At 62.8% G+C, this 26,472-nt stretch carries 23 protein-coding genes and 1 pseudogene; 7 read left to right on the forward strand and 17 right to left on the reverse strand.

Features of this window, described 5'->3' with window-relative positions:
• Positions 1 to 226 precede the first annotated feature (226 nt).
• Both QCM77_RS17925 and mhpA read right to left on the reverse strand, forming a co-directional pair.
• Complete coding sequence (locus QCM77_RS17925; protein ID WP_279684408.1) at positions 227 to 1,297, reverse strand: alpha/beta hydrolase; 1,071 nt, start codon at positions 1,295 to 1,297, stop codon at positions 227 to 229.
• 22 nt (positions 1,298 to 1,319) lie between these two features.
• A complete protein-coding gene (gene mhpA, locus QCM77_RS17930; RefSeq protein WP_279684409.1) occupies positions 1,320 to 2,894 on the reverse strand; it encodes a bifunctional 3-(3-hydroxy-phenyl)propionate/3-hydroxycinnamic acid hydroxylase MhpA in 1,575 nt (524 codons plus the stop codon).
• A 103-nt stretch (positions 2,895 to 2,997) separates the two neighbouring features.
• Here mhpA and QCM77_RS17935 point away from each other — a divergent pair, with 103 nt between their 5' ends.
• Complete coding sequence (locus tag QCM77_RS17935; RefSeq protein ID WP_279684465.1) at positions 2,998 to 3,921, forward strand: LysR family transcriptional regulator; 924 nt, start codon at positions 2,998 to 3,000, stop codon at positions 3,919 to 3,921.
• Positions 3,922 to 4,082: 161 nt separating this feature from the next.
• On the opposite strand, the pseudogene QCM77_RS17940 reads toward QCM77_RS17935, so the two are convergent.
• Positions 4,083 to 4,540: pseudogene (locus QCM77_RS17940) on the reverse strand (IS630 family transposase); the annotation flags it as partial.
• Positions 4,541 to 5,654: 1,114 nt separating this feature from the next.
• On the opposite strand from QCM77_RS17940, the gene QCM77_RS17945 reads away from it, so the two are divergent.
• On the forward strand, positions 5,655 to 6,389 hold the full coding sequence (locus QCM77_RS17945; protein WP_279684410.1) for a response regulator transcription factor: 735 nt from the start codon (positions 5,655 to 5,657) through the stop codon (positions 6,387 to 6,389).
• 36 nt (positions 6,390 to 6,425) lie between these two features.
• Here the strand turns inward: QCM77_RS17945 and QCM77_RS17950 are convergent, their stop codons facing one another.
• Positions 6,426 to 7,853, reverse strand: coding sequence for a sensor histidine kinase (locus QCM77_RS17950; RefSeq protein ID WP_279684411.1), 1,428 nt, complete (start codon positions 7,851 to 7,853; stop codon positions 6,426 to 6,428).
• The gene (locus tag QCM77_RS17955) at positions 7,843 to 8,565 is read right to left on the reverse strand and encodes a response regulator (protein ID WP_347882382.1); all 723 of its coding nucleotides are present in this window, start codon (positions 8,563 to 8,565) and stop codon (positions 7,843 to 7,845) included. Before QCM77_RS17955 ends, QCM77_RS17950 begins: the two co-directional genes overlap by 11 nt.
• 232 nt (positions 8,566 to 8,797) lie before the next feature.
• Between QCM77_RS17955 and QCM77_RS17960 the strand changes: the two genes are divergently transcribed.
• Entirely contained in the window at positions 8,798 to 9,181 is a 384-nt protein-coding gene (locus QCM77_RS17960; RefSeq protein ID WP_279684412.1) for a hypothetical protein, read from the forward strand.
• Positions 9,182 to 9,251: 70 nt separating this feature from the next.
• Here the strand turns inward: QCM77_RS17960 and QCM77_RS17965 are convergent, their stop codons facing one another.
• Entirely contained in the window at positions 9,252 to 10,613 is a 1,362-nt protein-coding gene (locus QCM77_RS17965) for an ATP-binding protein (RefSeq protein ID WP_279684413.1), read from the reverse strand.
• 438 nt (positions 10,614 to 11,051) lie between these two features.
• Here QCM77_RS17965 and QCM77_RS17970 point away from each other — a divergent pair, with 438 nt between their 5' ends.
• From QCM77_RS17970 to QCM77_RS17985, 4 genes are read left to right on the forward strand one after another with little or no spacing between them, the layout of a single operon-like run.
• A complete protein-coding gene (locus QCM77_RS17970; RefSeq protein ID WP_279684414.1) occupies positions 11,052 to 11,930 on the forward strand; it encodes a DUF3313 domain-containing protein in 879 nt (292 codons plus the stop codon).
• 52 nt (positions 11,931 to 11,982) lie between these two features.
• Positions 11,983 to 13,437: an efflux transporter outer membrane subunit gene (locus QCM77_RS17975; protein WP_462804332.1), complete on the forward strand. Its 1,455-nt coding sequence runs from the start codon at positions 11,983 to 11,985 to the stop codon at positions 13,435 to 13,437.
• A 43-nt stretch (positions 13,438 to 13,480) separates the two neighbouring features.
• Positions 13,481 to 14,797 (forward strand): efflux RND transporter periplasmic adaptor subunit, encoded by a 1,317-nt coding sequence (locus QCM77_RS17980; protein ID WP_279684416.1) that lies wholly within the window; start codon positions 13,481 to 13,483, stop codon positions 14,795 to 14,797.
• A gap of 1 nt (position 14,798) precedes the next feature.
• A complete protein-coding gene (locus QCM77_RS17985; RefSeq protein WP_279684417.1) occupies positions 14,799 to 16,772 on the forward strand; it encodes a MacB family efflux pump subunit in 1,974 nt (657 codons plus the stop codon).
• Positions 16,773 to 17,178: 406 nt separating this feature from the next.
• On the opposite strand, the gene QCM77_RS17990 is transcribed toward QCM77_RS17985, so the two are convergent.
• The 11 genes from QCM77_RS17990 to QCM77_RS18040 all read right to left on the reverse strand — a co-directional run bounded on the left by QCM77_RS17990 (position 17,179) and on the right by QCM77_RS18040 (position 26,456).
• The gene (locus QCM77_RS17990) at positions 17,179 to 18,096 is read right to left on the reverse strand and encodes an aldose epimerase family protein (protein WP_279684418.1); all 918 of its coding nucleotides are present in this window, start codon (positions 18,094 to 18,096) and stop codon (positions 17,179 to 17,181) included.
• Between the two features lie 66 nt (positions 18,097 to 18,162).
• On the reverse strand, positions 18,163 to 18,897 hold the full coding sequence (locus QCM77_RS17995; protein ID WP_279684419.1) for an amino acid ABC transporter ATP-binding protein: 735 nt from the start codon (positions 18,895 to 18,897) through the stop codon (positions 18,163 to 18,165).
• Complete coding sequence (locus tag QCM77_RS18000; RefSeq protein ID WP_279684420.1) at positions 18,881 to 19,528, reverse strand: amino acid ABC transporter permease; 648 nt, start codon at positions 19,526 to 19,528, stop codon at positions 18,881 to 18,883. The genes QCM77_RS17995 and QCM77_RS18000 overlap by 17 nt, the downstream gene beginning before the upstream one ends.
• 16 nt (positions 19,529 to 19,544) lie before the next feature.
• Entirely contained in the window at positions 19,545 to 20,228 is a 684-nt protein-coding gene (locus QCM77_RS18005) for an amino acid ABC transporter permease (protein WP_279684421.1), read from the reverse strand.
• Between the two features lie 34 nt (positions 20,229 to 20,262).
• Complete coding sequence (locus QCM77_RS18010; protein WP_279684422.1) at positions 20,263 to 21,060, reverse strand: transporter substrate-binding domain-containing protein; 798 nt, start codon at positions 21,058 to 21,060, stop codon at positions 20,263 to 20,265.
• Positions 21,061 to 21,083: 23 nt separating this feature from the next.
• Complete coding sequence (locus tag QCM77_RS18015; protein WP_279684423.1) at positions 21,084 to 22,163, reverse strand: Ldh family oxidoreductase; 1,080 nt, start codon at positions 22,161 to 22,163, stop codon at positions 21,084 to 21,086.
• Entirely contained in the window at positions 22,153 to 22,962 is an 810-nt protein-coding gene (locus tag QCM77_RS18020; RefSeq protein ID WP_279684424.1) for a transporter substrate-binding domain-containing protein, read from the reverse strand. Before QCM77_RS18020 ends, QCM77_RS18015 begins: the two co-directional genes overlap by 11 nt.
• 219 nt (positions 22,963 to 23,181) lie before the next feature.
• Positions 23,182 to 23,973 (reverse strand): shikimate dehydrogenase family protein, encoded by a 792-nt coding sequence (locus QCM77_RS18025; protein WP_279684425.1) that lies wholly within the window; start codon positions 23,971 to 23,973, stop codon positions 23,182 to 23,184.
• A 95-nt stretch (positions 23,974 to 24,068) separates the two neighbouring features.
• Entirely contained in the window at positions 24,069 to 24,542 is a 474-nt protein-coding gene (locus QCM77_RS18030) for a nuclear transport factor 2 family protein (RefSeq protein ID WP_279684426.1), read from the reverse strand.
• 4 nt (positions 24,543 to 24,546) lie between these two features.
• Positions 24,547 to 25,260 (reverse strand): RraA family protein, encoded by a 714-nt coding sequence (locus QCM77_RS18035; protein ID WP_279684427.1) that lies wholly within the window; start codon positions 25,258 to 25,260, stop codon positions 24,547 to 24,549.
• Positions 25,261 to 25,310: 50 nt separating this feature from the next.
• A complete protein-coding gene (locus QCM77_RS18040) occupies positions 25,311 to 26,456 on the reverse strand; it encodes an NAD-dependent epimerase/dehydratase family protein (RefSeq protein ID WP_279684428.1) in 1,146 nt (381 codons plus the stop codon).
• Positions 26,457 to 26,472 lie beyond the last annotated feature (16 nt).

Raw genomic sequence — 26,472 nt, forward strand, 5'->3', positions numbered from 1 at the left:
CGAGCATGAGATTGCCCATCGCGATCACCACGCCGGCAGGGAACGGGGTCGGCAGCGCTCCGGACTGCACCGGGACGAGCGCTTATCCGGCGATCAGGACGCCGACGAGATCGGAAGCGCTGCCATGTCGATCATGGCCGGCCATGTGTCCGACGATCTTTGCGGCGCGTAATCCAGAGCGTTGACGTGTGACATGTTGCCTCTTATTCTGTTGTGATTGGTGTTCTTATGCTGCCGGTGGTCCAAGGGCCGCAGCGAACCACTCCGCAACCAGGGCATTTCGCGCTGCGGCGTGGTTGTAGATCGTGTGCTCGCCATCTGGCCACGTCTCGAGGCGTGACAACGTGTGGCAATTGCCGATGAGGAAGCTCCGCTGCTCCCCGAGAGAGACTACCGGATCCGCGCCGCCTTCTAGCACCAGCGTGGCGCAGGCGAGCGGCGCACGCTCGCCGTCGAAGACAAGCGACGGCAATACGCCCGCGAGCTCTGCGGCATCACCGACGCCGAACATCGCTGCGAATTGCTCCTGCACGGTGCGGAACGGCGGGATTTCGGGGCGTGCAGGCGAACCGTTGATGCAGCAGGCGGCGATCCGTCGATCGCGCACCGCGGTGAGCGCGGCGAACAGCCCGCCGAAGCTGTTGCCCCAGATCCCGACCGGTCGCCCGGGCGTGAACTCCAGAACGCGGTCGACGAACCGGCTGAACCCGGCGGCGACGTCGGCGCCGGCGAACACGCCGCCCTCGATGCGGCTGTTGCCCTGCCCGGGGCCGTCGACCAGCAGACAATCGAGGCCGCGCCGGCAGAGCGCTTCCGCCATCGAGCGGTAGGCGGTGGACCAGCCGCTCATGCCGCCGAACACGATCACGGCGCCGACGGCCTCGCCGCTGGCGTGAAAGTGCCAGCCGAACAGCTTGCCGTCGCCGTGAGGCACCTCAATGCTAGAAACCCGGAATTCGGACAGTGCGGCAAAGCGGCTGAAGCAGCGCGTCATCTCTCGGTAGAGAGCGCGCTTGCGCTCGCCGTCGGCATTGAAGGCCATCTGGGCGAAGACCAGACACGCCGAGGTGGCGTGCCAGGCGTCGCGCGCGCGGACCGGGTCTTCCTCTGCCCGGGCGCGAGCCTCCCGTTCGTGGCCCAGCTTCTCCAGCACTGCGTCCCAGGGGGCGCCTGTGCGGACCTGCTGGTGGGCGCGCTCGGCGAGGTCATGGGGCACGCCGTAGTCCACCATGCGCGAGACGGGCATCGCGCGGCATAGGGCCTCGATCTGCTTGAACTGGTCTTCCCTTAGCTGCATGCGCCAGGTCTCCAGTTGTTGCTCAAGCGGCCATCGCGGCCTTGCGCCAGCCGAGCTTCTGGCGCAGCTCGTCGACGAGGCGTGGCAGGTCGATTGGATTTGCGACAAAGCCGAACAGGTTGGTGTCCGGGCGCGTCAGCATCGCGGCGATATGCTTTTCGGCTAGATACGCCGCATAGACGCCCTCGACGTCGACGATCCGCTCCACGCCGGGGCCCGCATCGTCGGCCAGCGTGAACAGCCGGCAGCCGAGCTCCTTGAGGAAGGCGACCCGGGACGCATCGAGCACCACGGCAGGGTTTCTCTCCGCGATCAGCGCGAAGCGGTAGCCGACATGGTCGTCGAGCCTCGCCGTCGTTCCGCCGACGCGCACTTGCCCCTGCGGCGGTACCGAGCCGACGACCTTGCCGGCCACGCCGCCACGGTCGTCCTGGATGAGACCGGCGCTGAAGGACGGGAATGGCGGCGGCGGCGGGACCAAGTTGAAGCGGAATGCCAGGTCGCGGATGAATGCCAAGGCGCGGTTATGGATGTTCGACACTTTGCCGAGCATCACGGCGGTCTTCATTATGTTTGCGACATGCGGACGCCGCTCCGCCTCATAGCTGTCGAGAATTTCCGGCATCGCAGCGCCGCTCAGCACTAAGTCCAGCTTCCAGGCGATGTTGGCGGCGTCGCGGATGCCGGAACACGCCCCCTGGCCCAGAGAGGGAGGCATGGTGTGAGCAGCGTCGCCGCCAAGGAAGGTTTGTCCCTTGCGCCAGCTCTGAGCCATGCGGCATTCGAAGGTGTAAACGACCTGGCGGATGATGCTGATATCGTCCGGTCCGATGTTGTGATAGTGCTTCAGGATCTTCCAGGCAGTCTCCGGCTTCTCCATCTCTGCCGTGTCCTCGCGCTTCAGCAGCGCGAATTCGAACCGCTGGCGGTTCTTTCCGATGGGCAGGAACATGTGGCCCCGCGCCGGATCGCAGTATATCTTGGTCTCATCGAAGCTTGACGTCAGCGCCCGCTTGCGCTCGCCGTCGATGTTGAGCCAGCGCTCGTGGAAACCGCTGTCGTCGCGCTCGATGCCGAGCGCGGAGCGGACGAAGCTGCGGGCTCCGTCGGCGCCGAAAACGTAACGCGCGCGCAGCGTCTCGGTGCGCTCGCCGGCTTTCACCGCGAGCTGGACCGGTCCGCCCGCGCTTTTCAGTCCGGTCAGCTCGGTGCCCTGGCGGACGCTGACGTTCGGCAGCGTGCGCACCCGGCGGTCGATTGCCGCCTCGATGTCGGGCTGGTGGATCGAGATGTGTGCCGGAAAGCCCATCGGAATGGTCGGAATCGCGCCGGCGTCGATGAGGCACTGGCCCTTCGCGTTGTAGAAGATGAAGGACTCGATCGGAGACGATTCGCGCAAGGCCTCGCCGATGTCGCAGGCGAAGCTGAGGAGCCGCGCCGTCTCCCCGTCGATGTGGGTCAGCCGCGGCAGGCCGTACAGCGTCGGCCAGCGCTCGATGACCACGACACGGTGGCCGAGCTGGCCCAAAAGCGATGCGGCAGTGAGGCCGGTCGGCCCATAGCCGACGATGGCAACGTCGAAATCTGTCTGCGCCACGAAAGTCCTCCCTTGGTTTGGGGACGACCTTGTGGGATTGATTGGCATTAGTAAAATCGATTGTTTCTATGGGAGGCATCCACGTCTCGGATGGATAGACCGCATGCGCCTCAACGGCCTCGACCTGAACCTGCTCGTCGCGCTCGACGCGCTGCTGACCGCGCGCAACCTCACGGCGGCAGCGCGCAAAATCAATCTCAGTCAGCCGGCGATGAGCGCGGCGGTGGGACGGTTGAGAACCTATTTCAAGGACGACCTGTTCATCATGCGTGGGCGGAAACTGGTGCCGACGCCGATTGCGGAATCGCTCGCCGCGCCGATGCGCGAGGCGCTGCTTCACATCCAGCTGACGATCGCGAGCCGGGAGGCGTTCGATCCCGCGAAATCCGACCGATGCTTCCGTGTCGTCGTGTCCGACTTCATGACCATCGTGTTTTTCTGCAGGATCATCGAGCAGGCCGCGCAGGCCGCGCCCGGCGTTAGCTTCGAGCTGCTGCCGTTCGACGATCAGCCGGACGAGCCGCTGCGGCGGGGCGAGATCGATTTCCTGATCTTTCCCGAGATATTCATGCCGCCGGGCCACCCGAAGACGAAATTGTTCGACGAGACCATGGTCTGCGTTGGCTGTCGCTCGAACCGGCAGCTGACGGGCAAGCTGACGTTCGAAAAATACATGTCGATGGGGCACGTGACGACCCGGTTCGGCAAGACACGAAAGCCATCGATCGAGGAATGGCTGCTGCTAGAGCACGGCATCAAGCGGCGTATCGAGGTCGCCGTACAGAGTTTCAGCATGATCCCGCAGCTGCTACTTGGGACCGAGCGTATTGCGACCATGCACCGGCGTCTTGCGTTGTACCTCGCAAAGACGATGCCACTGCGGATCGTCAAGCTACCGGTGCCGCTTCCGGCATTTACAGAGGCGATCCAGTGGCCGGCCCTGCATAACAGCGACCCGGCGAGCATTTGGTTACGTGGTATTGTGTTAGCCGAGGCTAAGCGCATGCGAATTTCGCACGGCTCCTAGAGGACACGCGTGGAAGTGGGCGCGCCGTGTTTAATTGCGCGCCTCAGTCGCGGAATTTTGGCACGAACCGGACCAGCCGGGCCGGTCTGACGATGTCCATTAGTCGGGGTAGATCAGAAGAATCGGTGAGGTGCCCTATTGGTGATCGAATCGGTTCTTACCTAGTGTTGTGACACTAACGCTTGTTTCGCCGGGGCGACTTTTTCGAGGATTTGGCGCGCAGATTTGGTCCAGACGAAGGGTTTGGGATCGTCATTGTGGTTTTCCAGGTATTGCATGATGGCCCCTGTCAACTCGGCGACACTCTTGAAGGCGCCGCGGCGGATGCTGTTTCGGGTGATCTCGGCAAAAAAGCGCTCGACCATGTTGAGCCAGGACGCCGAGGTGGGCGTGAAGGTGGAAGCGCGGATGTGCCTTGAGCCAGCGTTTCACGGCCGGGGTCTTGTGCGTGGCATAGTTGTCGATGATGAGGTGAAGGTCGAGACCATCGGCGGTCTGTTGGTCAACAGCTTGAGAACGCGTAGAAACTCCCGGTGCCGATGGCGTGGCATGCATGCTCGATGACCTTGCCTTCCAGCATGTTGAGCGCTGCAAACAGCGTCGTGGTGCCGTTGCGCTTACGTCCCTCAGCACATAACCGAGCGAGGGTGGTCCTTCAGTTCGGTTAACCTCGGCCGGAGATCCCGCCCCGCATCCAAAGGTGCCTATGCCTCATCGAGTCCCACTCTCCTTCAAGAACGCCGCAATGAAATCGCAACGAATTGGCTGAAATAAGCGTGAACGAAACGGGACGGAGGTGCCCGCCACAGCAAGAAAACTCAACAACTTAGAAGATGTTCACTGCGTTCGGGACGCGATGACCCCGCAAGCCACCGCCTGAAAAAGCAATTTGAGATGGATGCATGTCCCCGATTTGAACCTACCATTCGCTGAGTTTCAGAGTTTAGGCGGACGATCGGAGGAAATATCGAAGATTTGCGTCGTGTGGGGAAAAGCGGTAGCGGTCTCCCGCTACCAGCCGCGTTTCGGCTGAATCGGACCCAATACATTTGGGGCGCCTCGACCGGAACGGTAACTCCGTGCGCGGCATCACCGCCTTCAAGGCGCTGTCCGACGAACTGGGACTGCATACCTTCGTATCCGACCAATGCAGGCTCGTCGCTCGTCAAACGTTCTTCCGGGATACGCTTTAGGGTAGTGCATAACCACGGTCCGGCAATGCAGCCTGGGATGACGCTGCGGCCCACAGTAGTGAAGTGCGGCCCGGATCGATAATTGATCTTCATACAAGCTGCCGGGGACTGCAACCTTCGGACCCCGCTAGGCGAATTCGGAAGGCCGGAGCCAAGATCGCTCTGGTCGTTGGAACGTCCTAGTGCGCTTCTTGCGGCTTCGACTCGCGGATCAGGAGGCGGCGCTTACCGGCGTCGCGGTGAGCAGAATGTTGAGCTCTTGCTATTCTTGTGCTCGAACGCGGCGCCGATCTTGGTCCAGAAGGCATTGCCACTTCACCGTCCACCACGAAGACCTCGTGAGGCCGGATGGTCTTCTGCTGCTTGGGTCTCACAGGTTGCAATCGAGCTGAACAAGACATGAAGTGACGGCTGCGCCAATTTCGTCCGGCGGCGCGACGGCATGGTTGAAATCGTTTGTTACACAAGTGAACACGCCGCTCATCAGGCCGGGCCTGCGAAAGGCTATGTTGCCGCGCGATAAACCTTGCAACTGGTGCGATGTCGAAGCGACTGCCCCACATTCTTTTCGTCTCTGGTACCCCAGCGGATCGACGATCGATGAGCGCCTGTCTCTCGATTCATCAGTTCACGACGACGGCCGTCAGTCGGGGACGCAACGCGGCTTACGAACTCGAGGCGAACACGGTCGACGCGGTTGTGCTCGACGCTGCCAATGACGATGGAACCGGGCTCGAGACGTGCCGGAGGTTACGCGAGAAGGGCGTCGTGGTCCCCATCATCCTTTTCACCGCGGGCGGCGAATCGATCGACCGTGTCGTCGGGCTCGAGCTCGGCGCGGATGATTGCATCGAAAAGCCAGTGGACGAGAAAGAGCTCGTCGCCCGCATCAAGGCGAGGTTGCGGATCATCGACCGCGGCGACCGTCGATCCTCCGACACCTATTCATTCGCAGGATTGGTGTTGAATGTGAAGGAACGGCGCGTGACGCGATCGAACGGCTCGTCGCTCGGGTTGACGTCAGCCGAGTTCGACCTGCTGGCCGCGTTCGTTGCGAGGGCCGGACGGAAGCTGTCGCGGCCTCAATTGCTCGATCTTATGGATCGTCGACGGGCGACGGACGAGTCGGCCAGGTCGATCGACGTGCTGGTCAGCCGATTGCGACGCAAATTGCTGGCGGAGACCGATAGCGGGCTCATCAGCACGATCCGCAATGGTGGATATCAGTTTACGTCCGATGTGAATTCGCTCCAGGGCGTCGACGCCAGCGCTTGACGATATTCGCCGCCAAGCATCGGAATGTTTGGCCGCTTATTTTGGCAGAAAAATCGCTACGGTAAACGCGCTTCTATCGTCTTTTCCGAACCCGATTGACCCGCCGTGGCTCAGGACGACGTCGCGCACGATCGTGAGCCCCAGACCGGTTCCGGGAATCTTTGCGCTTCGGGCCTGGTCCAGCCGTCGGAAAGGTGCCATCGCCTCTTCGGTCCTGTCATCGGGGATGCCGGGCCCATCATCGCTGATGCTGACCTCGATATGTTCGCCGTCGACATTCAAGTTGACGCGGGCCAGCGAGCCGTATTTTACGGCATTGTCGATCAGATTGCGAAAAGCTCGCTTGAGCGGGATCAGGCGTCCGACGATTTCGAGATGATCGGGCCCGGAATAGCTGCAATCATGGCCGTTGTCGGTGGCTTCGTCGACCAGGCTGATCAGGAGCGCGGCCAGATCCATCGGCTGGGTGGTTGCTTCGGTGGTTTCACCGCTTGCGAAGGCGAGAGTGGTATCGACCATCGCGGTCATGTCGGCGATCTCCGCCATGATGGCGTTGTGCTCGTCGTCGGCGTCGAGCTGCTCGGCGGAAATGCGCATCCGCATCAGCGACGATCTGAAGTCGTGGGAGATCGCCGCGAGCATCTGCGTACGCTCCTTGACGTACGACAGGAGGCGCCGCTGCATGTCCTCGAAGGCTCTGGCGACGACGCCGAACTCGTAGAGGCCCTGATCTGAGACCGCGACGAAATCCCGCGTCTTGCCGATCCGGTCCGCGGCTTCGACCAGCCTGTCCAGCGGCGCGACGATCCGGCGCGCCAGCAGCGTCGAGATGAGCGCGATGATCAGGCCGCCACCGATCAGGGGAAGCAGCGGCAAGGCATGGCTCAGCCCGCCGACCGATTCGGCAAACGATACGCCGACCCACGAATTATCGGCGCCCTGCACGACAATCCGCAGGCTGGCCGGCACGAGAATGTCCGGCTCGCCCGACGTCAGTGGCGCGGCACCGAGGGAGGGGCCGACCGACGAAGGCACGACCTCGGTCTTGATGGCTCGAAATGGGCCTCCAACCGAAAATCCGGCGTCGTACACCTCCACTGTGTGGACGCTGTTGCCCAGTGCAGCCATGACCGTCGCGCTCAGCCTGGCGAAGGTCGGATCCGGTCCGTTGGACGTGTCGATCGGCTTCTCTCTCGACCACGTCACAGACAGCAGCGAGCTGGATTGCTTTGCCTTGGCCTCGCGATCCGGAACGGGCTGCGCGAAAATCTCGCTGGCGAGGCTGCTGGTCTGCTCCGCAAGCCATCGCGCGCCGGTCATCCGCAGTTGCGGCTCCGAGAACAGCCAGACCTGAAGGCCGGCCTGGGCCTGAATCGCCAGCAGGCTGAGGACCATGGCGGCGGCGATGCGGCGGCCAATCCCGGGACGCCGAATCCAGCTCAGGGCGTGCTCCTTAGGTGGCATCGTTGTCGACGACCGGGGTGAAGATATAGCCGCCATTCCGCACCGTCTTGATCAGCGTCGGGTTTTCCGGGTTTTCTTCCAGCTTGCGCCGCAGCCGCATGACCTGCACGTCGATGGTGCGATCGACCGATGTCGAGGTGCGGCCGCGCGCCAGGTCCAGCAGTTGGTCGCGATTGAGCACGTGGTTCGGATGCTCGACAAAGGCCTGGAGCAAATCATACTCCCCGGAGGTAAGCTCGACCAGCGCGCCCGACGGGGATTTCAACGTCCGCGCGCGGATGTCCAGAGTCCATCTGGCGAACACGAAGACCGTCGAGAGCTTGGCGGACTTGCTGACGTCGACGGCGGATTGGCGTCGCAGTACCACGCGAATGCGTGCCAGCAGTTCGCGCAGACCGAACGGCTTGCAGATGTAGTCCTCGGCGCCGAGCTCGAGACCGACCACCCGATCGGTCTCTTCGGCGACGGCGGTCAGAAGGATGACCGGGACCGGGTTCTCGCCCTGTGTCTGGCGCAGGAGCGACAGGCCGTTCTCATCGGGCAGCATGACATCGAGCACGATCAGATCCAGTTTGGACGTCGCGAGCTTTTCCCGGAACTGCTTGCCGTCGCTCGCAACCGATACGCGCAAACCCTGCTGTCCAAGGAACTTGGCCAGGCCGGAGCGAATTTTCGGATCGTCGTCAACGATGAGGATATGGGGAGCCGACATGATCGAGGCATCCTTCGGTTTTTCGACCGTCTCAAGCCTTTTCTCGTAACAATGTGTAACAGTCGCCTGTCTACTACGATTTTGTGTCCCCTGCTGTCCGCGGGACCAGACGTGACAGAATGAAATAATCCGAAATTCGCGGCTTATCCGGCCGGCCTATCGAGGCATTACAGATCGTCGCACACAATTGACGATCAACTGCCTGCAAAATGCCGAGCAAGGATGACCGAACATGCGGCCGACAATCATCAAAATAGTGCGCGCCATGCGCGTGGCGGCGACAATCGCGACTGCGCTCACGCCGTCCGGCGGGATCGTGCGGGCCCAGGCGGAGCGGGAATTCCTGCGTCCCGCCCAGGCCGCAAGGATACTTGCGGATTCCAGGCCCTGGGCCGCGATGAGGGAGGGCGGCCGCCAGGCCAGAGTGACCTTTAATCCGGATGGCACTGGGACGTTTGAGGGGCCCATGACAGTGTCGGCGAACTGGGCAATCAACGGTGAAGACATCTGCATCACGATCACCATCATCGGCGTCAAATGCCATCGCTTCGTCAAGGTTGCCGGAGGCCTCGACGCCTACACGGATGGCGCGGTGGAGTTGCGGCTCAGGCGCTAGCAATGCTGGCGCGCGCTATGCTGTTCGTGGTGATCGAGGCTGACGCATTGATCGCGCGTCGGGAAGGCGCCTAGAGATCCGAGCAGGTTCCCCGGCTCTCATCGGTCTGGAGAGACGTCTCAGCCGGCAGCACCATCAGCACCTGGAGGCCGACAGGCTCTCTCGGCCGCATCTCAATGCGGCCACCATGCCGCTTCATGATTTCCAGTGCGATCGACAGTCCGAGGCCAAAACCGCTGTTGTTCTCGCTGCGGGCGTCGTCGACCTTGAAGAAGGGCTCGAACACCTTGTCGTGCAAAGTGTCGGGGATGCCCGGGCCGTCGTCGGAAACGTCGATCTCGATCGCGCGGTCATGGTTCATGCCGAGGCCGACGCTGATCGTGCCGGCATGCTTGACCGCATTCTCGACGATGTTGGTGACGGCGCGCGACAGGGCGCGGGGATGACAGGCGTAGGAGAGGCGATCCGGACGGGCATAGGTCACCCCGTGGCCCATGTCGGAGAAATCGGAGCAGATCGTTTGCAGAAAGCTCGGAAGGTCGACGCGCGTCTGCGGCTCCGACTTCGCATCATCCCGGAGATATTCCAGGGTATCGTCGAGCATGCGGCCGACCTTGGTGATGTCGCGCAGCATCGGCGTGCGCAGATTGTCCTGCTGGATCTGCTCGGCCCGCAGCCGTAGCCGTGTCAGCGGCGTGCGCAGATCATGGCTGATGGCCGCGAGCATACGGGTACGGTCGTCCAGCAGCGTGCGGATGCGGGTCCGCATCTCGTTGAGGGCGTTGGTGACCTGGATGATCTCGCGCGGGCCACGCGGGCTCAGCGCATCATTGGCCTGCGGCGAGTGCCCAAAGGAGGTCGCTGCGGCGGCAACCGCCGCCAGCGGCGCAACGACCCAGCGCACGGCATAGATCGACATCAGAAGCGCGGAGAACACGACGATGATCAACAGGAGGGCGGTTGGGGGGACGAACATCGGCCATGTCTTGATGGCGAGATTGAACCTCAGGCCATGGCCGTCATCGAGCCGGGTGATGATCTGCGATGGTGGGCCCACTGGATCTCCGAGCTCACTCAGGATTTCGATATCGCGGTGTGCCTCCAGAGGATGCGTGGCGAGCCGGGAGGATAAGGCATCGACCTTGATCGGAACAAGAGCGGCCAATGGGACGCGCTTGATCTCGAGACCGCCGCGCTGGATTGCGGCCAACATTGCGTCGGCCTCCGTCGCATCTTTCGCCGCGCGCACCAGCCGCGTGATCTCGGTGATACGCGCGGCCGTATAGATCGGGCTGTCATCGCGAGCGGGGGGATCGTAGAGAAACCAGAGGATGGCTCCCAGCAGCGTGACCCCTAGCACCACCGAGACGGCAACAAGACCGGTGATTTGGGCGGTGATGCTTTGCGGCGCCAATCGCTGGAAAAGCGCCATCAGGCAGGCTCGGACCCTCGACGCAGCGGTACGTGGTGCCGAATGTGTGCGGATGTTGCGGGCTGAGGCGCGCGCCGTGTTGAGATGAGGTGGCATCGCAACACCGTAGGAGATTCACGGCGGATGAGCAGGGCGTGAAGTGTTTCAAATTGTGAACAGCGCGACGAATCCGTCCTGGACAATCCAAGTCGAAACAATAGGCGAGCTCCATCACCGTAATTTTTTGTAACATCACTTAATCCAAGGTCATCCGCCCCCATCCTATCGTGCCGTCCCGATATCCGAGGACATCATGCCGGTCGTGTTTGTTTTCCGCTCAAGTCGCCTTGTCGCAGGGGGGACACGTCCGCGGCACTGCGATGAGCCCGTCTGCTACGTGCTGGCGCGACGGTCGACATTGGACGCGGGGCTGATTGTTACGGTCGTGCGGGGGCATTGATGAACCCCGATATTGGAGAATTGCGCGCCGCGCGCGCGCCGTATGGTCGCGCGCCGACCCCACCCTCTGTTCTCGCGTTTTTGGCGGTCGTATCTCTATCGGGCTGTGCCAGCGCGCCCTTGACCAAGGGCGGCTCGTTGTCGTCCTACGACAACATGGCGCCGTCCGACGGTGTGCTGGCAAAATCGCTGGTGCGCGTCAGCAAGGACGATGTGCTCGCGGCCAAGACCGTGCGGATCGTGCCGACGGCCTTCTCGAAGGCGGCATCGCCGACGCTGTCGCAGCAGCAGCGCGTCCTGGTGGCCAACGCCGTGGATCGTGCGCTGTGCGTTGGCCTGAGCGAACGGTTTCGGGTGGTCGGTCCGGATCAGCCGGCGGACCTGACGACACACGTTCTGGTGACGCAGGCAGCGCCAACCAATGAGGTGGCTGCCGGCGCCTCGAAGGTGGTGTCGGCCGTGCCGGCCGCACTCGGCGTGCCGGCGCCGATCCCCCGTCTGCCGATCGGGCTGGGCACTCTGTCGTTGGAAGCCGAGGCGCAGGACGGTACCGGTCGGCAGCAGGCTGCAATGATCTGGGCGCGGGGCGCCAATTCCTTCACGAACTCGCCGACTGTGTCCACCGCAGGCGACGCCTACGACCTCGCCGGCTCGTTTGCCGCCGATTTCAGCCAAATGCTGGACACCGGAGAATGGCCGTTCGGAAAGGCGCCGGGCTTGCCATCGTTTGACAGGATCGGATTGTCCCTGGGAGGCAAGCCGAAATACGAGGCCTGCGAGGCGTTTGGCCGCGATCCCGGAGTGGTCGGAATGGTGGCGAGAGGCTTGGGAGCGCCGCCGGAATGGTCCGACAAGGGCGCGCCGGCGAGCAGCCAATGATCGATCAATTTGCCAGGTTATGATGAAGGCCATTGTCAGGACGGCTGGTTTCATGGCGCTTCCGCTTGTCATGTCGATGCTCGCCGGCTGTGCCGTCGGGCCGGACTATCTGAGCCCGACGATCGCGCTGCGGACGCATTGGAGCGACGACGCGAGCAGGCGGCCACGACAGAGCGCCGTGCTACTCGCGCAATGGTGGCGGCGCTTCAACGATCCCTTGCTGGACGAGCTGATCGAGCAAGCGGTCCAGGGCAATCTGGATGTCGCCGCCGCGAAGGCGCGCATCCGCGAGGCACGGGCGTTGCAGCGGCAGGCGGTCGGCGCGCTGTTTCCGCAAATCTCAGGACCGGCTTCGGCGACCGCAAATCGCACCGGTGCCGGGGTCGCGACGGAGGGCGTCGGCGCCACCACGTACAACCAGTTCCAGGCGGGCTTCGATTCGTCCTGGGAGCTCGATGTGTTCGGTGCGAACCGGCGCGCCGTGGAGAGCGCGTCATATAGCGTGCAGGCGTCGGAAGACGATCTGCGCGCGACCTTGCTGACGCTGGTCGGCGATATCGCGTCCTACTACATCGAGGCGCGCGGGTATCAGGCGCGCGCGGCGCTGGCGCGGCGCACTGCGGCCTCGCAGCGCGCAACCGCGGCCCTGACCCAGAAGAAGCTCGACGCGGGCTCGGCGTCCCCTGTCGACAATGCCAAGGCCGTCGCGCAGGCGGCGAGCACCGAGGCCACCATCCCGACGCATGAAACCTCCTACAAGGAGGCGGTGCATCGGCTCGGCGTGCTGCTAGGGAGGGATCCGACGGCACTGGTCTCGCGCATGGCGCGTGCGAAGGCGATACCGGCGCCGCGCCTGCCGTTGCCGAAGGGAATTCCCGCGGATGTGCTGACCATGCGGCCAGACGTGCGCAAGGCCGAACGTCAGCTCGCGCAATACACCGCCAAGATTGGACAGGCCGAGGCTGCCTTGTATCCAGATGTGAGCCTGAGCGGGTCGGTCTCGACGACCGCGCTCAAGCTCGGCGATCTCGGCAAGACTTCGACAATCGGATGGTCGGTCGGGCCGTCGTTGAGCCTGCCGATCTTCAATGGCGGCAAGCTGCGCGCCGCCGTCGAGGTGGCACAGGCCCAGCGCGACGAGTACCACGTCGCCTGGCGCAGCGCCGTTCTGACCGCGCTGGAGGATGTCGAGAACGCCGTCGTCTCGCTCGCCCAGGAGCGCATCAGAATCCGTAGCCTGTCCGAAGCTGCATCGCGCTACGGCGATGCGGCGCGGTTGTCGCGCTCGCTCTACGAGAGCGGGTCGAGCAGTTTCCTCGACGTGCTCGACGCTGAACGCTCGCAATTCTCCGCAGAGGATTCTCTGTTGGAAAGCCGGGCCAATCTGGCGCGGGACTACGTCGCGCTGGGCAAGGCGCTCGGCGGCGGCTGGGATGGCGCGATCGACAGCAGCAAGCCGGAGGTCGTTGACGCCGGGATGGGCCCACACCTGGCCGCGGGACAATGATGCAGATGCGCAATCGGACACGACAGCATCGATCGGAGCGATCATGAACGATGTGGTGGAAATCAAGGGGCGGGACCGCGTCCCGAGAACGGAGGCGACGCCGCGCCCAACGAACCACGCGCCGCATCCGGGCGCGCCGCCGCGCCGAAACTCGTCGTCGCAGCGCCTGCGCATCGTGGCGGCCATCCTGGTTCTGGCGCTGGTCGGTTGGGGCGCAAAGCTCGTGCTGTTTCCGCAGTCGAACGCCAATCTGGTGACGGCGCCCGTCGTACTCGGCAACATCGAGCAGGATGTGTTGGCGACCGGCACCCTGAAGCCAGTCAAGCTGGTTGCCCTCGGTGCGCAGGCCTCGGGACGTCTGGTGTCGCTGAAGGTCGCGCTCGGCCAGACGGTGAAAGCCGGCGACCTGATCGCCGAGATCGACTCCCTGACCCAGCAGAACACGCTGCGGACCAACCAGGCCGCGCTCCAGAACACCCGTGCCCAGCGCGCGGAGAAAGAGGCGAGCCTCGCGCTTGCGGAAGCCAATTTTTCGCGCCAGCAGACCACGCTGGCGCAGAAGGCCTCTTCGCGCGCCGACTATGATTCCGCCGAAGCCAACGTCAAGACCACCGAGGCCCAGATCGAACAGCTCGACGCCCAGATCATCGAAGCAGAAGTTGCGGTCGAGACCGCTCGTGTCAACCTCGGCTACACCCGCATCGTCGCGCCGATTGACGGCACCGTGCTCTCCATCGTGACCCAGGAGGGCCAGACGGTGAACGCGGTGCAGTCGGCGCCGACCATCGTCGTGCTCGGCCAGCTCGACACTATGACGATCCGCGCAGAGATCTCCGAAGCCGACGTTGTGCGGTGCCGGCCCGGCCAGAAGGTCTATTTCACCATCCTCGGCGATCCCGCGCATCGCTATGAAGCCAAACTCGAATCTATCGAGCCTGCGCCGGAATCGATCAAGACCGATAGCAGCTTTACGTCGACGACCACGACCTCGTCGAGCAGCAGCTCGTCCTCGTCTTCCACCTCGTCGGCGATCTACTACAACGGCATCTTCAACGTGCCGAACCCTGCGGGCGACTTGCGCACCTACATGACCGCGGAGGTGCATGTCGTGCTCGGCGAGGCGCACGACGTGTTGACCGTTCCCGTCGCGGCGCTGGGCGAGACCGCCGCGGACGGCACGGCCAGGGTGAGGGTGGTTGACTCGTCGGGCGCCGTCGTGACCCGGACGGTGAAGGTCGGCCTCAGCAACAAGATCTTGACGGAAGTCCGCGGCGGTGTTGTCGCCGGCGAGCGGGTGGTGGTCAGTGGCAACGATGCCCCGCACAGCAAGTCTTCCCTCCCGCCCCCGCCGGGGACGTGACATGACCGAACCCTTGATCGTTCTCGACGGACTGAGCCGCGCCTACGTCTCGGGTGAGTCCACCGTGGTCGCGCTCGACTGTGTCGACATCCGGATCGCGGCCGGCGAGATGGTCGCGATCGTCGGCACGTCGGGCTCGGGCAAATCGACGTTGATGAACATCCTCGGCTGCCTCGACCGTCCGACCTCCGGGCATTACCGGATCGCCGGCCGTGACGTCGGCTCGCTCGAGATGGACGAACTCGCGGCGCTGCGGCGCGAGCATTTCGGCTTCATCTTCCAGCGCTATCATCTGCTCGCCGAGCTCACCGCAGTCGGCAATGTGGAGATGCCGGCGATCTATGCCGGCCGCAGCTCCTCCGATCGCCGGGACATAGCCGCGGGCCTGCTCGGCCGTCTCGGCATGGCCAACCGGCTCGAGCACACCCCGGGGCAACTCTCCGGTGGCCAGCAGCAGCGCGTGTCGATCGCGCGCGCCCTGATCAACGACGCCGACGTCATTCTCGCCGACGAGCCGACCGGGGCGCTCGACAGCCGCAGCGGCGAGGAGGTGCTGCGCATCCTCGACGAGATCCACGCCGAAGGCCGCACGGTGATCATCGTCACCCATGACATGGCGGTGGCCCGCCGCGCCCGGCGCATCATCGAGCTGCGCGACGGCAAGGTGTGCTCCGATCTGCCCAACCCGCGCGATCGTTCCGACGTTGCCGCGGCAACTCATGCGCCGGCGCCTGAAGAGGCCGGCGGACCGTCGCTGTCGGGCTGGAGGGCGACGTTCGGCCGCTTCAAGGAAACACTGCGCATGGCGCTCTTGTCCATGAATGCGCATCGGCTCCGGGCATTTCTGACCATGCTCGGCATCGTCATCGGCGTGGCGTCGGTGGTTTGCGTGGTTGCGCTGGGGTCAGGCTCGCAGGAGCGGGTGCTCGCCAACATCAACAGCCTCGGCACCAACACGCTGGAGATATTTCCCGGCAAGGACTTTGGTGATACGCGCTCGGCCAAGATCAAGACGCTGGTGCTGGCGGATGCGCGCGCGCTGGGGCAGGAATCCTATGTCGCCGCGATCACGCCGACAGTGTCCACCTCGACGACCGTGCGTTTCGCTGCGACCGAGGCCAGCGCGCAGGTCAACGGTGTCGGCGAGCACTATTTCCAGGTCAAGGGCACGCAGCTTGCCGAGGGCGGCCTCTTCGACGCGGACAGCGTGCGCAGCTACGCCCAGGACACGGTGATCGACGACAACGCGCGCAAGACACTGTTTCCCGATCGGACGGTCAGTCCGGTCGGTAGGGTTATCCTGGTCGGCAAGGTGCCGTGCCGCATTATTGGCGTGACCCGCCAGCAGCAGAGTGGCTTTGGATCCAGCGCCACTCCTACGGTCTATTTGCCCTACACCACGGTGCAGGCGCGCTTTCTCGGCGATCTGTCCCTGCGCAGCATCAGTGTCCGGATCAATGATACGATGTCGACCGATGTCGCCGAGCAGGCCGTCACCCGTCTCCTGACGGACCGTCACCGGTCCAAGGATTTCTTCATCCTCAACACCGACGATATCCGCCGCACCATCCAGAGCACCGCCCAGATCCTGACGCTGCTGGTCGCCGCCATCGCCGTGATCTCCCTGATTGTCGGTGGCATCGGCGTGATGAACATCATGCTCGTTTCGGTCTCCGAGCGTATCGCCGAGATCGGCGTGCGCATGGCGGTCGGCGCGCGGCAGTCCGATATTCTCCAGCAATTCCTGATCGAGGCGGTACTGGTCTGCCTGATTGGCGGCGCGCTGGGGATCGCCTTTGCGCTGAGCTTCGGCGCCGTATTTAACGCCTTCGACGTCGGATTCAGGTTGATCTACTCGACGACCGCGATTGTCATTGCGGTGGCATCTTCGACCGCGATCGGCGTCGCATTTGGCTACATGCCTGCGCGCAACGCCTCGCGGCTCGACCCGGTGGCGGCGCTGACGCGGGAATAGCCTCGCCGCGAATGCCTTTGCCGGCCGCGGCCGATAGCCGACGGTCGTTAGGGCGCGCCAAATGGCGGCGAGGACGTCGTTCTGGCCCTCGATGAGTATCAGGGCGCAAGATCAACAATGTATCGCGCGGACTGATCCGCCCGCCCAGTCCGCTGACCCAAACAGCAATTTGAGATGGTTGCAGTTCCGCGATTTGAACCTAGTCGCCAGCTTCTCACGCCACTCCAACTTGCGCCGCAGTTAGACTTCCTTCGACGACCCTTCCTTAAGTTAGCTCAAACTCGCCCATGATGGATTGGAGCGAGAGCTCAAGTTTTTCGATCCTTAGAAGGCGGCGTGCGCACGACGTGTGCACCGGGAGATCGAGGACAATCCCATTACAGCCAGCGTGAGCAAGCGTTTTGCGCTATAGGGAGGGGGCTCCTGCCAAGCCGAGCGAGATCGTCACGGAACCATTCAGTGCCTCTTCTGGCTTGAGAACGACCGTTCCGGTGCAGGGGTGCCCCTTGGCGAACAGGTTGAAGCCGTCGGCGACGTGGCTCACGGGTTCTGCGCAAAGATATTCGGCATTTGACGGTCGATGCAGGACGAAGTGGGAAAATGCCGGATCCGCCCGCATCTCGATCCGGTCGCCGTTCGCGCGGTCGATGACGCACAGTCCGCGCCATCCGCTGCGATAGAGTGTCACCTCGCCGGGTGGTAACGGACCAGCCTCGGCCGGCGAAGCGCGATCTCGGGGGAGATTGGCGCAATAATCCGGCGTCACTGGCCAGTCGATCGGGGCGTCGAACGCGACGCGGTCGTCCGGGTCGTGCTGGAAATAGGGATGAAGGCCGATCCCTCCTGGCATCGGTGTTTGCCCATCGTTCCGAAGACACAAGGAGAGGCGGGCGCGGGTGGGTTCGAGATCGATGTCCAGCGTCGCACTGAATGGCCAAGGCCACTCTGTGCCTCGCGCATGGACGTATCGCATCGTGACGTGCGATTTGGTCAGCGAGGTCATCTCCCAGATCATGCGGTGGGCGTGTCCGTGCAACGTATGCGGCTGGGCGTCGGGATGTGACGGCAGACCGTACCGCCTGCCGTGAAAATCAAGAGTACTGTCCTTGACGCGGTTGCTGTACGGGATGAGCGGATAGATTCCGCCCTTGGGCCAGTGCAGTAACTGTGGCGGGTCGACCCCGTCCGGAAACGGACGCAACACAGTTTTCGCCAACTCGTCCCGATCGCTGCGGCACAGCTCGAGCAAGGTGACGCGCCCGCCCGCTGACGCAGAGAAGCCAAGACGGGCGGCACCGGCGGTCAACTGAGGACTCGTGCTCATGCAAAGCTCCTCAAACAATGTAAGAATCGAGAGCTCCATTCCGATTCAATCGGAACCGAAACGGCTCTAGTGTTCCACTGATTCCGAGACAAACGCCGCCAGCTCGGGAGTTGCGGGAGCGCGCAGGATGTCCGAAGACCCCATTTCGTGGACCTTGCCGTCTCGCATATAGATCACGCGATCTGCCACCTTGCGGGCGAACGCCATTTCATGCGTCACCAGGATCATGGTCATCCCGTCGGCAGCGAGCTGCTCCACCACGCGCAGGACCTCACCGGTGAGTTGGGGGTCGAGCGCCGACGTGACCTCGTCGAACAGCATTAGCTTGGGCTCCATTGCGAGGCTGCGTGCAATTGCCACGCGCTGCTGCTGCCCACCGGAGAGCTGCTCCGGATAGCAGTCGATCTTCTCGCGCAGTCCGACCTTCGCTATCACCGTGTTCGCAATTTCCCGGGCGTCCCGCTGCGTCATGCCCTTGACCAGGCGCGGTGCCAGCATGATGTTCTCAGCGACAGTCAGGTGCGGAAAGAGATTGTAGCTCTGAAAGACGATCCCGACGTCGCGCCGCAGTACCCTCAGGTCGACATCAGGATCGTGTAGCTGATGACCGCAGATGAGCATCGATCCGCCCTGGATCGTCTCCAGGCGATCCATGCAACGAAGCGCGGTACTCTTACCCGATCCGCTCTGTCCGATGATCGCGGCCACCTCACCCTTGTTCACCTCGAACGTGATGCCCTTGAGGACCTCCAGATTGCCAAAACTCTTCTTGACGTCCTTGAGTTCAACGATTGGCGACATTGAGCTTCCTTTCGAGAGCCCGGCTCTGAACCGAGAGCGGATAGCAGATGGCGAAGTACATCAGCGCGGCGATCCCGAAGTAGAGGAACGGTTGAAACGTCGCGTTGTTGATGATCTTGGCGTTGTAGGAGAGTTCGGCATAACCCACGACCAGCGAAGCGATCGACGTGTTCTTGACAATCTGAACCATGAAGCCGACGGTCGGCGGGATTGCGATCCTTAGGGCCTGCGGCAGGATGACGGAACGCATGCGCTGCCAGCGGGTGAGGCCGAGGCATTCGGCCGCCTCCCATTGAGGCTTGGCTACCGCCTGAATGCAGCCGCGCCATATCTCTCCGAGATAGGCACTGCTGTAGAGCGTAAGTGCGAATGTTGCAGCCGCGAGGGCAGACAACGAGTCGTAGCCGAAGATGCTTGGCCCGTAGAAACACAGACCCATCAGGACGAGGAGCGGCAGCCCCTGCATGATCTCGATATAGACTGCCGCTGATCGCGAAATGATTCTGATCGGGGAGATGCGGGCGAGGCCGACGAGGAATCCAATCAGGCCACCCCAGAGGAAAGTCAGGAGGCTGAGCACGACGGTACCCCAAAGTCCCTTGAGCAACGAGATCATGTAGGCGCTATTCATTGGCCGTCTCCTTGGCTCAAAGCGGCGTACCGAGCTTGCGGCGGCGTGGAAAGATTGCGAGTCCCAGCAATGCAAAACCGGTGCGGACGAGCACGGCAAGAAGCAGATAGATCACGCCGAGCACGACGAAGATCTCGAAGTTGCGGAACGTCTCGCTCTGGATGCGGTTTGACATGCCAAACAGCTCTTCGACGCCGACGGAGGAGACAATGCTCGAGGCGAGCATCAAGAGCACGTACTGACTCGCCAGCGCGGGATAGACGCGTTCGAGGGCCGGTCGGATGATCACGTGCAGATACGTCTGCGCACGCGACAGGCCAAGGCACGTCGCAGCCTCGAGCTGGCCGCGATGGATCGATTCGATGCCGGCCCGAACGATCTCCGTCGTGTAAGCGCCGATATTGACGGTGAGGGCGATGGTCGCGCCGACCAGGATCGGCAGCCGGAGACCCAGGCTGGCGATTCCGAAGATCAGGAAATACGACTGGACGAGCAGGGGCGTGTTGCGGATGAACTCGACATAGAGGGAGACGACGGCGCGCGCCCAGGCGGAGCCACCGGTCCGGATCACTGCGCAAAAGGCGCCAATAAGGATGCCCAACATTGTGGAGAACAAGGTAAGGCGCAGCGTCGTCCACACGCCCTCGAGCAGGAGAGGCCAATGGGCCAGCACCGCGCCAAAGTCGAAATGATATGTCATGGAATATCGCTCGCTCCACCGTGGAAATGCGGAATCACTGGGAAGCCGTCACAACCTCCCTGGGCAGGTCTGTGCCCTGGAACTTCTTGAAGATCTCCTGCAGCTTTCCATTGGCAATGTTGGTCTTCACCCACGCGTCGACCCATTGCTTCAGCTCAGCATCTTCCTTGCGCATGCCGACGCCCATGGGCGCGGTACGAAGCGGAAGCTTTGGTTCAAGGTTTTTGGCAGGATTCTTCTTGTTGATGAGTTCGACCAGGATCGGCACCTGTGCTACGAGGTCAACCTGGTTCGACACCACCGACGTCATCGTCGTGGCTTCATCCTCGAAGCGGATGATCTCTGCGTCGCGAGGCGCCGCCGCGGTCAAATCGGCATCGTTGGTCGTGCCGCGCGTCACCGCGATGCGCTTTCCCGACAGATCGGCAAAGGTCTTGATATCCATGCTCTTCGGCGCGGCGACGTAGGTCGTGGCGCCGGCATAGGGCAGCGAGAATGCGATCAACTTCTTGCGCTCGTCGGTGATCGACAGAGCCGACATCACGACGTCTGTCCGGTTGGAGAGCAGAAAAGGGATGCGATTGGCGCCGTTCGTCGAAACGATCTCCATTTTGACGCCAAGGTCCGATGCCAGCAGTTTCGCGGCATCGACTTCCGAGCCTGTCGGGTTCAGATTTTCGTCCTTGAAAGACCACGGTGGAACGCTGAGGTCGATCGCGATCCGAATGACCCCTGCGGACTTGATCTTGTCCAAGGTGTCGGCCGACGCTGCCTGACTCAAGGCGGCGACCAAAATAACGGCTGCGGTCAGAGCCTTTGCGAAATGCCTCATTCAACCCTCCTGATGATGATCGATCAAAGTGCCGGCGGAAATGCTTCGCCGATTTCGGCAAGATACGGTTCGAGCGCATCGACGATTGCTTGATCCAGCCGGACGCCGGCCGTCCGCGCGTCCTTCAGGCGCGCACGAGCCTGATCCCCGGGAATGCGAACCTTGTCGATGTTCGGCCGCGGAGGGTTGGCATGGCAGGCATCCGTCAGCCAGGTCATTTCGTCGAGGTAATTTGAGGATCCGCCAAAGGCGGCTGGATCGATGACCTGCAGGAAAGTGTTCATGACGATGCCCGAGAGGGCATCTTTGCGCCCCGTGCCGCAAAGCCCCTGTGTGAGCGCTTCGACCAGGAGCGCCATCGCATAACCCTTGTGGCCGTGGTCGAGGCCGCCAACAGGCATCAACGAGCCTTCGCCGCTCATGACCACTTGAGGTTCGTCGGATGGATGGCCGTCGGCATCGAGTGCCCACGCGCCGGGATACCGCTGTCCCGCCCTGGCAAGTTGCGTGGACCGCTTAATGGTCGTGATCGAGCAACTGACATCCAGGAGGATGGGCGCGCCCCGGGTGGGTATCCCGGCCGAGAGAGGGTTCGGCGTGAAGATCGGCCGCGTGCCGCCGAAGGGCGCTACTCCGGCAGAGGCTGGGCCGGAACACGCCAGAACCGCCATCAATCCCTTGTCAGTGAGGCGTGGAAGATAGGTCGCCAGCGCGCCGGTGTGGTGGCCTTCAGCGATCGTCACCGTCACGACACCGAATCTCTCGATGCGTTCAAGCGCGCAGTCGATTGCACGGTTCACGAGCCATGGTCCGGGTAGGCGATGCCCCTGCCAGGCGACGCAAGCGCCGCGATCGGAGATCAGCTCGAAGCTACCTTCGAGCTTCATCCCGCCGTCGCGAATTTCGTCCAGATACCATGGCGCGATCGCAAGACCGTGCGTCGCGTGTCCGATCATGTCTGCGGTCAGCAGACATTCGGTCACGTCCCGTGACATAGCGTTCCCCATGCCCGTCGAGAGAAAGAGCTTCTCGACGAGGCTGTAGAGCCGTCCCGTATCGTAGCGATGAGGCGCGGTATAAATCCTTTGAGGGTCATTTGGCATCGGTCACCTCGGGAGGAAGGTCGATGCCGAAATAGCTCCTGTAAATGCCATTCAGGCTTCCGTCGCGCAGGCCCGCGTCGATCCATCGATTGAGCTCGGCCTCGAGCGCGGCCTCGCCCTTCCTCAAGCCAATCCCGGTGACATTTGTCTTGAGGACGATCTTCGGCTCCAGGGCGATGGCCGGATTCTTCTTGTTGACGGTCGTGAGCAGGGCGGGGGCCGTCGCGTAGTAGTTAGCCTGGCCACTCAGAAGGGCCGTGATCGACGTCGCATCGTCCTCGAACCGCACGATCTCGGTGCCGGGTCGCGCCGCCTTCGTGATCTCGGCGTCATTGGTGCTGCCTCGCGTCACGGCGACGCGCTTGCCGACGAGGTCCCCAAGCTTTGAGACATTATCCGCCTTCGGCGCGCCCACCACGATCTGGATGGCGCTGTACGGCTTGGAGAAGTCAACCACCTTCTTACGCTCGTCCGTTACCGATAGCGTCGAGATGACGACGTCGGAGCGGCCCGAGACGAGAAAGGGAATCCGGTTTGCGGGCGTGGTTGGCACCAGTTCGAGTAGAAGGGCCCAGTCTTTCGCCAGCTTCTTCGCGATCTCGACCTCGGAGCCGACATACTCGCCGTTTTCGTCGACGATCGAATAGGGCGGCGCGGCAGGGTCGATCGAGATACGAATCTTGCCCTTCCCCTTGATGTCGGCGAGCAAATCCGCCTTGCACGGCGTCGTGCTCAGGCAGAGACATGCGACGATCGCACTTGAAGCGACCTGCGTGATGATGTCGGCGAAACGGGCCAATTCGTCCTCCCATGGAATACGGCTTGTTCTCGTTATGCGCGACGTTACCGAGCACCGTTTGCGATGAGAAGCGGATCGATCGCCTGGCGAAAGGTACCGTCTCACGTTGTGAGACTCTCACGGCCGATCACGCTGACCGGATTTCTCGAAACGGGAAATGACGGCGCACGCCGTTGTTCGCAGCGCGACAGCGCCTACCCCGATAAGCTCCCCGGCGGGTCAGCGTTTGCCGAGTATAAAGCCAAATAGCAGATCGATTTGCCCATCCAGCATGTGGGTGCCGTCCCTCGTCGGGCAGCCAATCTTCGCGGCCTCGACGAGGAGCCGCGTCGGCACCGGGTCGGTGATGACGTCCGCAACGACCATGCGCGGGGCGAGTTGGTTCGGATCGACCGGCAGAGGATCGCTGTCCTGCAAACCTGCTGAGGTCGCATTGACGACGATGTCACAATCCGGCGGGACAGTGGTAGCTACCGAGACCCTGCCGGGATATGCTCTACGGAGCTTGTCCAGCAGCGCGGCCTGGCTGTTCGCGTTGATGTCGTGGAACGTCAGATGACGTGCGCCTTCCTCGAGCATCGAGACGCCGATCGACGAGCCGGCGCCGCCGGCACCGATCATGAACACGCTCTTGCCCTTGATGGCGTGTCCCGCTTGTTTCAAGCCGGCCGTCAAACCAGCGCCGTCGAAATTGTCACCGAACCAGCGACCGTCCTCTTCACGTCGCATGGCGTTGATGGCCCCGAGCACACGCGCGCGGTCCGAGAGGTGGTCGCAATGCATGACTGCGCCGAACTTGTGCGGCAGGGTGATGAGAATGCTGTCGATATTGGGCATCGCCTTGAGGGCGGGGAGCGCCGAGTCGAGATTGCTCTTTTCAATGTGCAGGGGAACCAGCACGCCGTCGTAGTCGGCCTTCTGCATCCGCTCGGTCAGCCAACCCGGGGCAAGAACCTGCGCTATGGGCGAGCCGATCAGCGCATGAACCCGTGTCTTTCCCGTAAGAGGCATTTTTCAGATCCGCAAATGGTTTGGGGTGCTTGAGCATGCACCCGATGTATCCTGCGATGTCGGCAGCCGACGATGTTTGGCCGCCGCAGATGGACTCAGGAAATCTTGGGTGGCAGCGAAGGCGGTGCCATGGCGTAGCCTCTCGCCGCGTAGTCGAAGTCGTGCAGCTTGTTGATGGCCTCGGCCTTGTTGACGGGGGAAGCGTAGTAGGCGCGGATTTCGACGATGCGCGTGATGTCTTCATTGAAGATGTACCATTCGTCGCCGCGCAGCACTTCACCGATGGCCGTCTTCCAATGGGTCCATTCGATCACCGCCTCCCGACCGTTCTCGCTTGCGAGCACCTTTTCAATCGTCCAGCGGGAACCCATGTTCTTAACGCACCCCACCCAGCCATCTGCGATTGCCTTGGCGCCGCGCCACGGGGCGCCGGGCAGGCCAGGAGGGAAGTAGTGAACGGCCTCGCCGGTAAAGCAATCGAGGAGGGCGCCGTGATCGGCGTCGTTGCAGGCCCCGAAATAGCGTCGAATGAGCGCCTCGGCTCGCTGTGACTTGGTCGGCATAGTCATGGCGTTACTCCGCCGCTTGCCGGGCACGCCATTTGGCGTATTCCTGCATCATCGCTTCATTCGGAGGATAAGTCCCCCAGAGCGGCGCACCTGCATCGATCTTCGTGAATAGGAATTTCTCGCGGAGCTCCTGTTCATGGGAGTCGTCGGCCAGTTCCCCGGCGATCGCGCGCGGTACCACCACGACGCCATCACTATCGCCGACGATGATATCACCGGGGTAGACGGCGACGCCGGCGCAGCCGATTGGCAACTGCATGTCGGCGGCGCGGTGATAGGCCGGCCGGGTCGATGCCGTATTGGCCGTGCAGTAGGCTGGGAATGGCATCTTGGCAATCTCAGTTCCATCGCGGAATGCCCCGTCCGTGATTGCGGCGGCAACGCGCTTGCGCATCATCCGTGTCATTAGCATGTTGCCGGCGGACGCCGCGCGGGCGTCGTTGCGGCTGTCAATCATCAGGACCTGGCCTGCGCCGATCGCTTCGACAGCCTCCCACTGCACGTTGTCCTCGCCGCGCTTGCGCAAGTCGGACAGATCCCAGTCTTTGTCCTCCCGCGACGGGATGAAGCGCAGGGTGAATGCTTCGCCGGCGAACGAACCGGCATTCGGATTGAGTGGCGTCACGCCGACGAGAAACTGCTGGCGAAAGTTACGCTTGAACAACTGCGTGGTGAGCGTCGCGGTCGAGCAGGACTTGAGCTTGTCCAGCGTTTGCAATGAAATCGGAGGCATCGTGATTTTCTCCAGGTCAGTCTGCGTTTGGAACGTCAGGAAGCGGCGGCGACGGCCTCGTCGACCATGTCGAACATCGAATAGCGCGGTGCATAGCCGAGGAGGGCGCGTGCCTTCGCGCCGCTGCCGTGGGTCCGCCCGAGTTCAACCGGAATTGTCGCCTCGACGACGCGGCGGCCGGTTTTCTTCGCGAGATACGGGATGAACTCGCCGAGGCTTACAGGGCTGATCGGGGCTAGGTTGAAGGTCTCGCCGATCGCCTCGGGCTTGTCGAAGATCAGGAGCAGGCCCTGGACGATGTCGCGAACGTCGACCAGCTCTTGCGTATGCGGGATACCGTTCGCGTCCATTGCCAGCAGCAATGGTTCATCGGGACTGACCAGCGGCTCGAGCACGGCCAGCACCTTGGCAAGCTCGCTGTTGGAAGTGGCGCCGGCATGGTGCGTGCTGCTGGCCTTGAGGCTGCGGACCCGACTGTTGACGTAAAACGCAGGACCGGCGTACTCGCCGTTGGGGTCGATGAGCTCCCGTGTGGCCTCGGTGTGGGAGAAAACAGCCGTGCTGATGTCGAGCGACTTTTCGGTGCGGTGGTAGAACTTGACCATTTCCTCACCCAGGACCTTGCTCAATCCATAGAATGTGTAGGGTTCCCTGGGGTGGTTCTCGTCGGTCGGCCGGTAGCGGGCGAAGCGCGTCGGATAGACCTGGTCGCTGGATGCAAAGATCATGCGCACCGGGCGCTTCTGCGACTCTGCCGCCGCAGCCCGCAGCACATTGTAGGTCCCGACAACATTGACGTCCCAGAGAAGATCGCGCGCGGCGGGCTGGAACGAAATGACGGCGGCCATGTGAAAGACGGCATCGACACCATCGGCAACCTTTGCCACATCCTCGAAGTTGGCGAGACTTCCGGTGTGGCACCTGATTCCTGCCGCTTCGGTTGCGGCCAGGTTGGCATCACCGGCTATCGCGATCGTACGAACATTGTGACCGCGCTGCATCAAGGCGGCAGACAGCACGCCGCCCACGCGACCGGTTGCGCCGGATACAAAGATCTCCATGTCTCCACCCCGAAGTTGGTCTGCTTTGGAACGACGCGCTGTTGCGCGTCTCGCGGCCTCGATGGCAGCACCATAGCGTTCACCGCCATGGGAGGAAGCTCCGCGAGCGAAGCGCGGCACGAAGGCGTCTCACATC

The organism is Bradyrhizobium nivariense (assembly GCF_029846695.2).
In the GTDB taxonomy this organism is placed as follows: Bacteria; Pseudomonadota; Alphaproteobacteria; order Rhizobiales; family Xanthobacteraceae; genus Bradyrhizobium.

Coding starts and splice junctions, on each gene's coding strand:
- QCM77_RS18000 (WP_279684420.1), bottom strand. CDS start 19,528: ATGAATAGCGCCTACATGATCTCGTTGCTCAAGGGACTTTGGGGTACC.
- QCM77_RS17985 (WP_279684417.1), top strand. CDS start 14,799: ATGACCGAACCCTTGATCGTTCTCGACGGACTGAGCCGCGCCTACGTC.
- QCM77_RS17960 (WP_279684412.1), top strand. CDS start 8,798: ATGCGGCCGACAATCATCAAAATAGTGCGCGCCATGCGCGTGGCGGCG.
- QCM77_RS18030 (WP_279684426.1), bottom strand. CDS start 24,542: ATGACTATGCCGACCAAGTCACAGCGAGCCGAGGCGCTCATTCGACGC.
- QCM77_RS17945 (WP_279684410.1), top strand. CDS start 5,655: ATGTCGAAGCGACTGCCCCACATTCTTTTCGTCTCTGGTACCCCAGCG.
- QCM77_RS18015 (WP_279684423.1), bottom strand. CDS start 22,163: ATGCCAAATGACCCTCAAAGGATTTATACCGCGCCTCATCGCTACGAT.
- QCM77_RS17925 (WP_279684408.1), bottom strand. CDS start 1,297: ATGCAGCTAAGGGAAGACCAGTTCAAGCAGATCGAGGCCCTATGCCGC.
- QCM77_RS17950 (WP_279684411.1), bottom strand. CDS start 7,853: ATGCCACCTAAGGAGCACGCCCTGAGCTGGATTCGGCGTCCCGGGATT.
- QCM77_RS17990 (WP_279684418.1), bottom strand. CDS start 18,096: ATGAGCACGAGTCCTCAGTTGACCGCCGGTGCCGCCCGTCTTGGCTTC.
- QCM77_RS18025 (WP_279684425.1), bottom strand. CDS start 23,973: ATGCCTCTTACGGGAAAGACACGGGTTCATGCGCTGATCGGCTCGCCC.
- QCM77_RS17980 (WP_279684416.1), top strand. CDS start 13,481: ATGAACGATGTGGTGGAAATCAAGGGGCGGGACCGCGTCCCGAGAACG.
- QCM77_RS17975 (WP_462804332.1), top strand. CDS start 11,983: ATGGCGCTTCCGCTTGTCATGTCGATGCTCGCCGGCTGTGCCGTCGGG.
- QCM77_RS18010 (WP_279684422.1), bottom strand. CDS start 21,060: ATGAGGCATTTCGCAAAGGCTCTGACCGCAGCCGTTATTTTGGTCGCC.
- QCM77_RS17995 (WP_279684419.1), bottom strand. CDS start 18,897: ATGTCGCCAATCGTTGAACTCAAGGACGTCAAGAAGAGTTTTGGCAAT.
- QCM77_RS17970 (WP_279684414.1), top strand. CDS start 11,052: ATGAACCCCGATATTGGAGAATTGCGCGCCGCGCGCGCGCCGTATGGT.
- QCM77_RS17965 (WP_279684413.1), bottom strand. CDS start 10,613: ATGGCGCTTTTCCAGCGATTGGCGCCGCAAAGCATCACCGCCCAAATC.
- QCM77_RS17955 (WP_347882382.1), bottom strand. CDS start 8,565: ATGTCGGCTCCCCATATCCTCATCGTTGACGACGATCCGAAAATTCGC.
- QCM77_RS17935 (WP_279684465.1), top strand. CDS start 2,998: ATGCGCCTCAACGGCCTCGACCTGAACCTGCTCGTCGCGCTCGACGCG.
- QCM77_RS18005 (WP_279684421.1), bottom strand. CDS start 20,228: ATGACATATCATTTCGACTTTGGCGCGGTGCTGGCCCATTGGCCTCTC.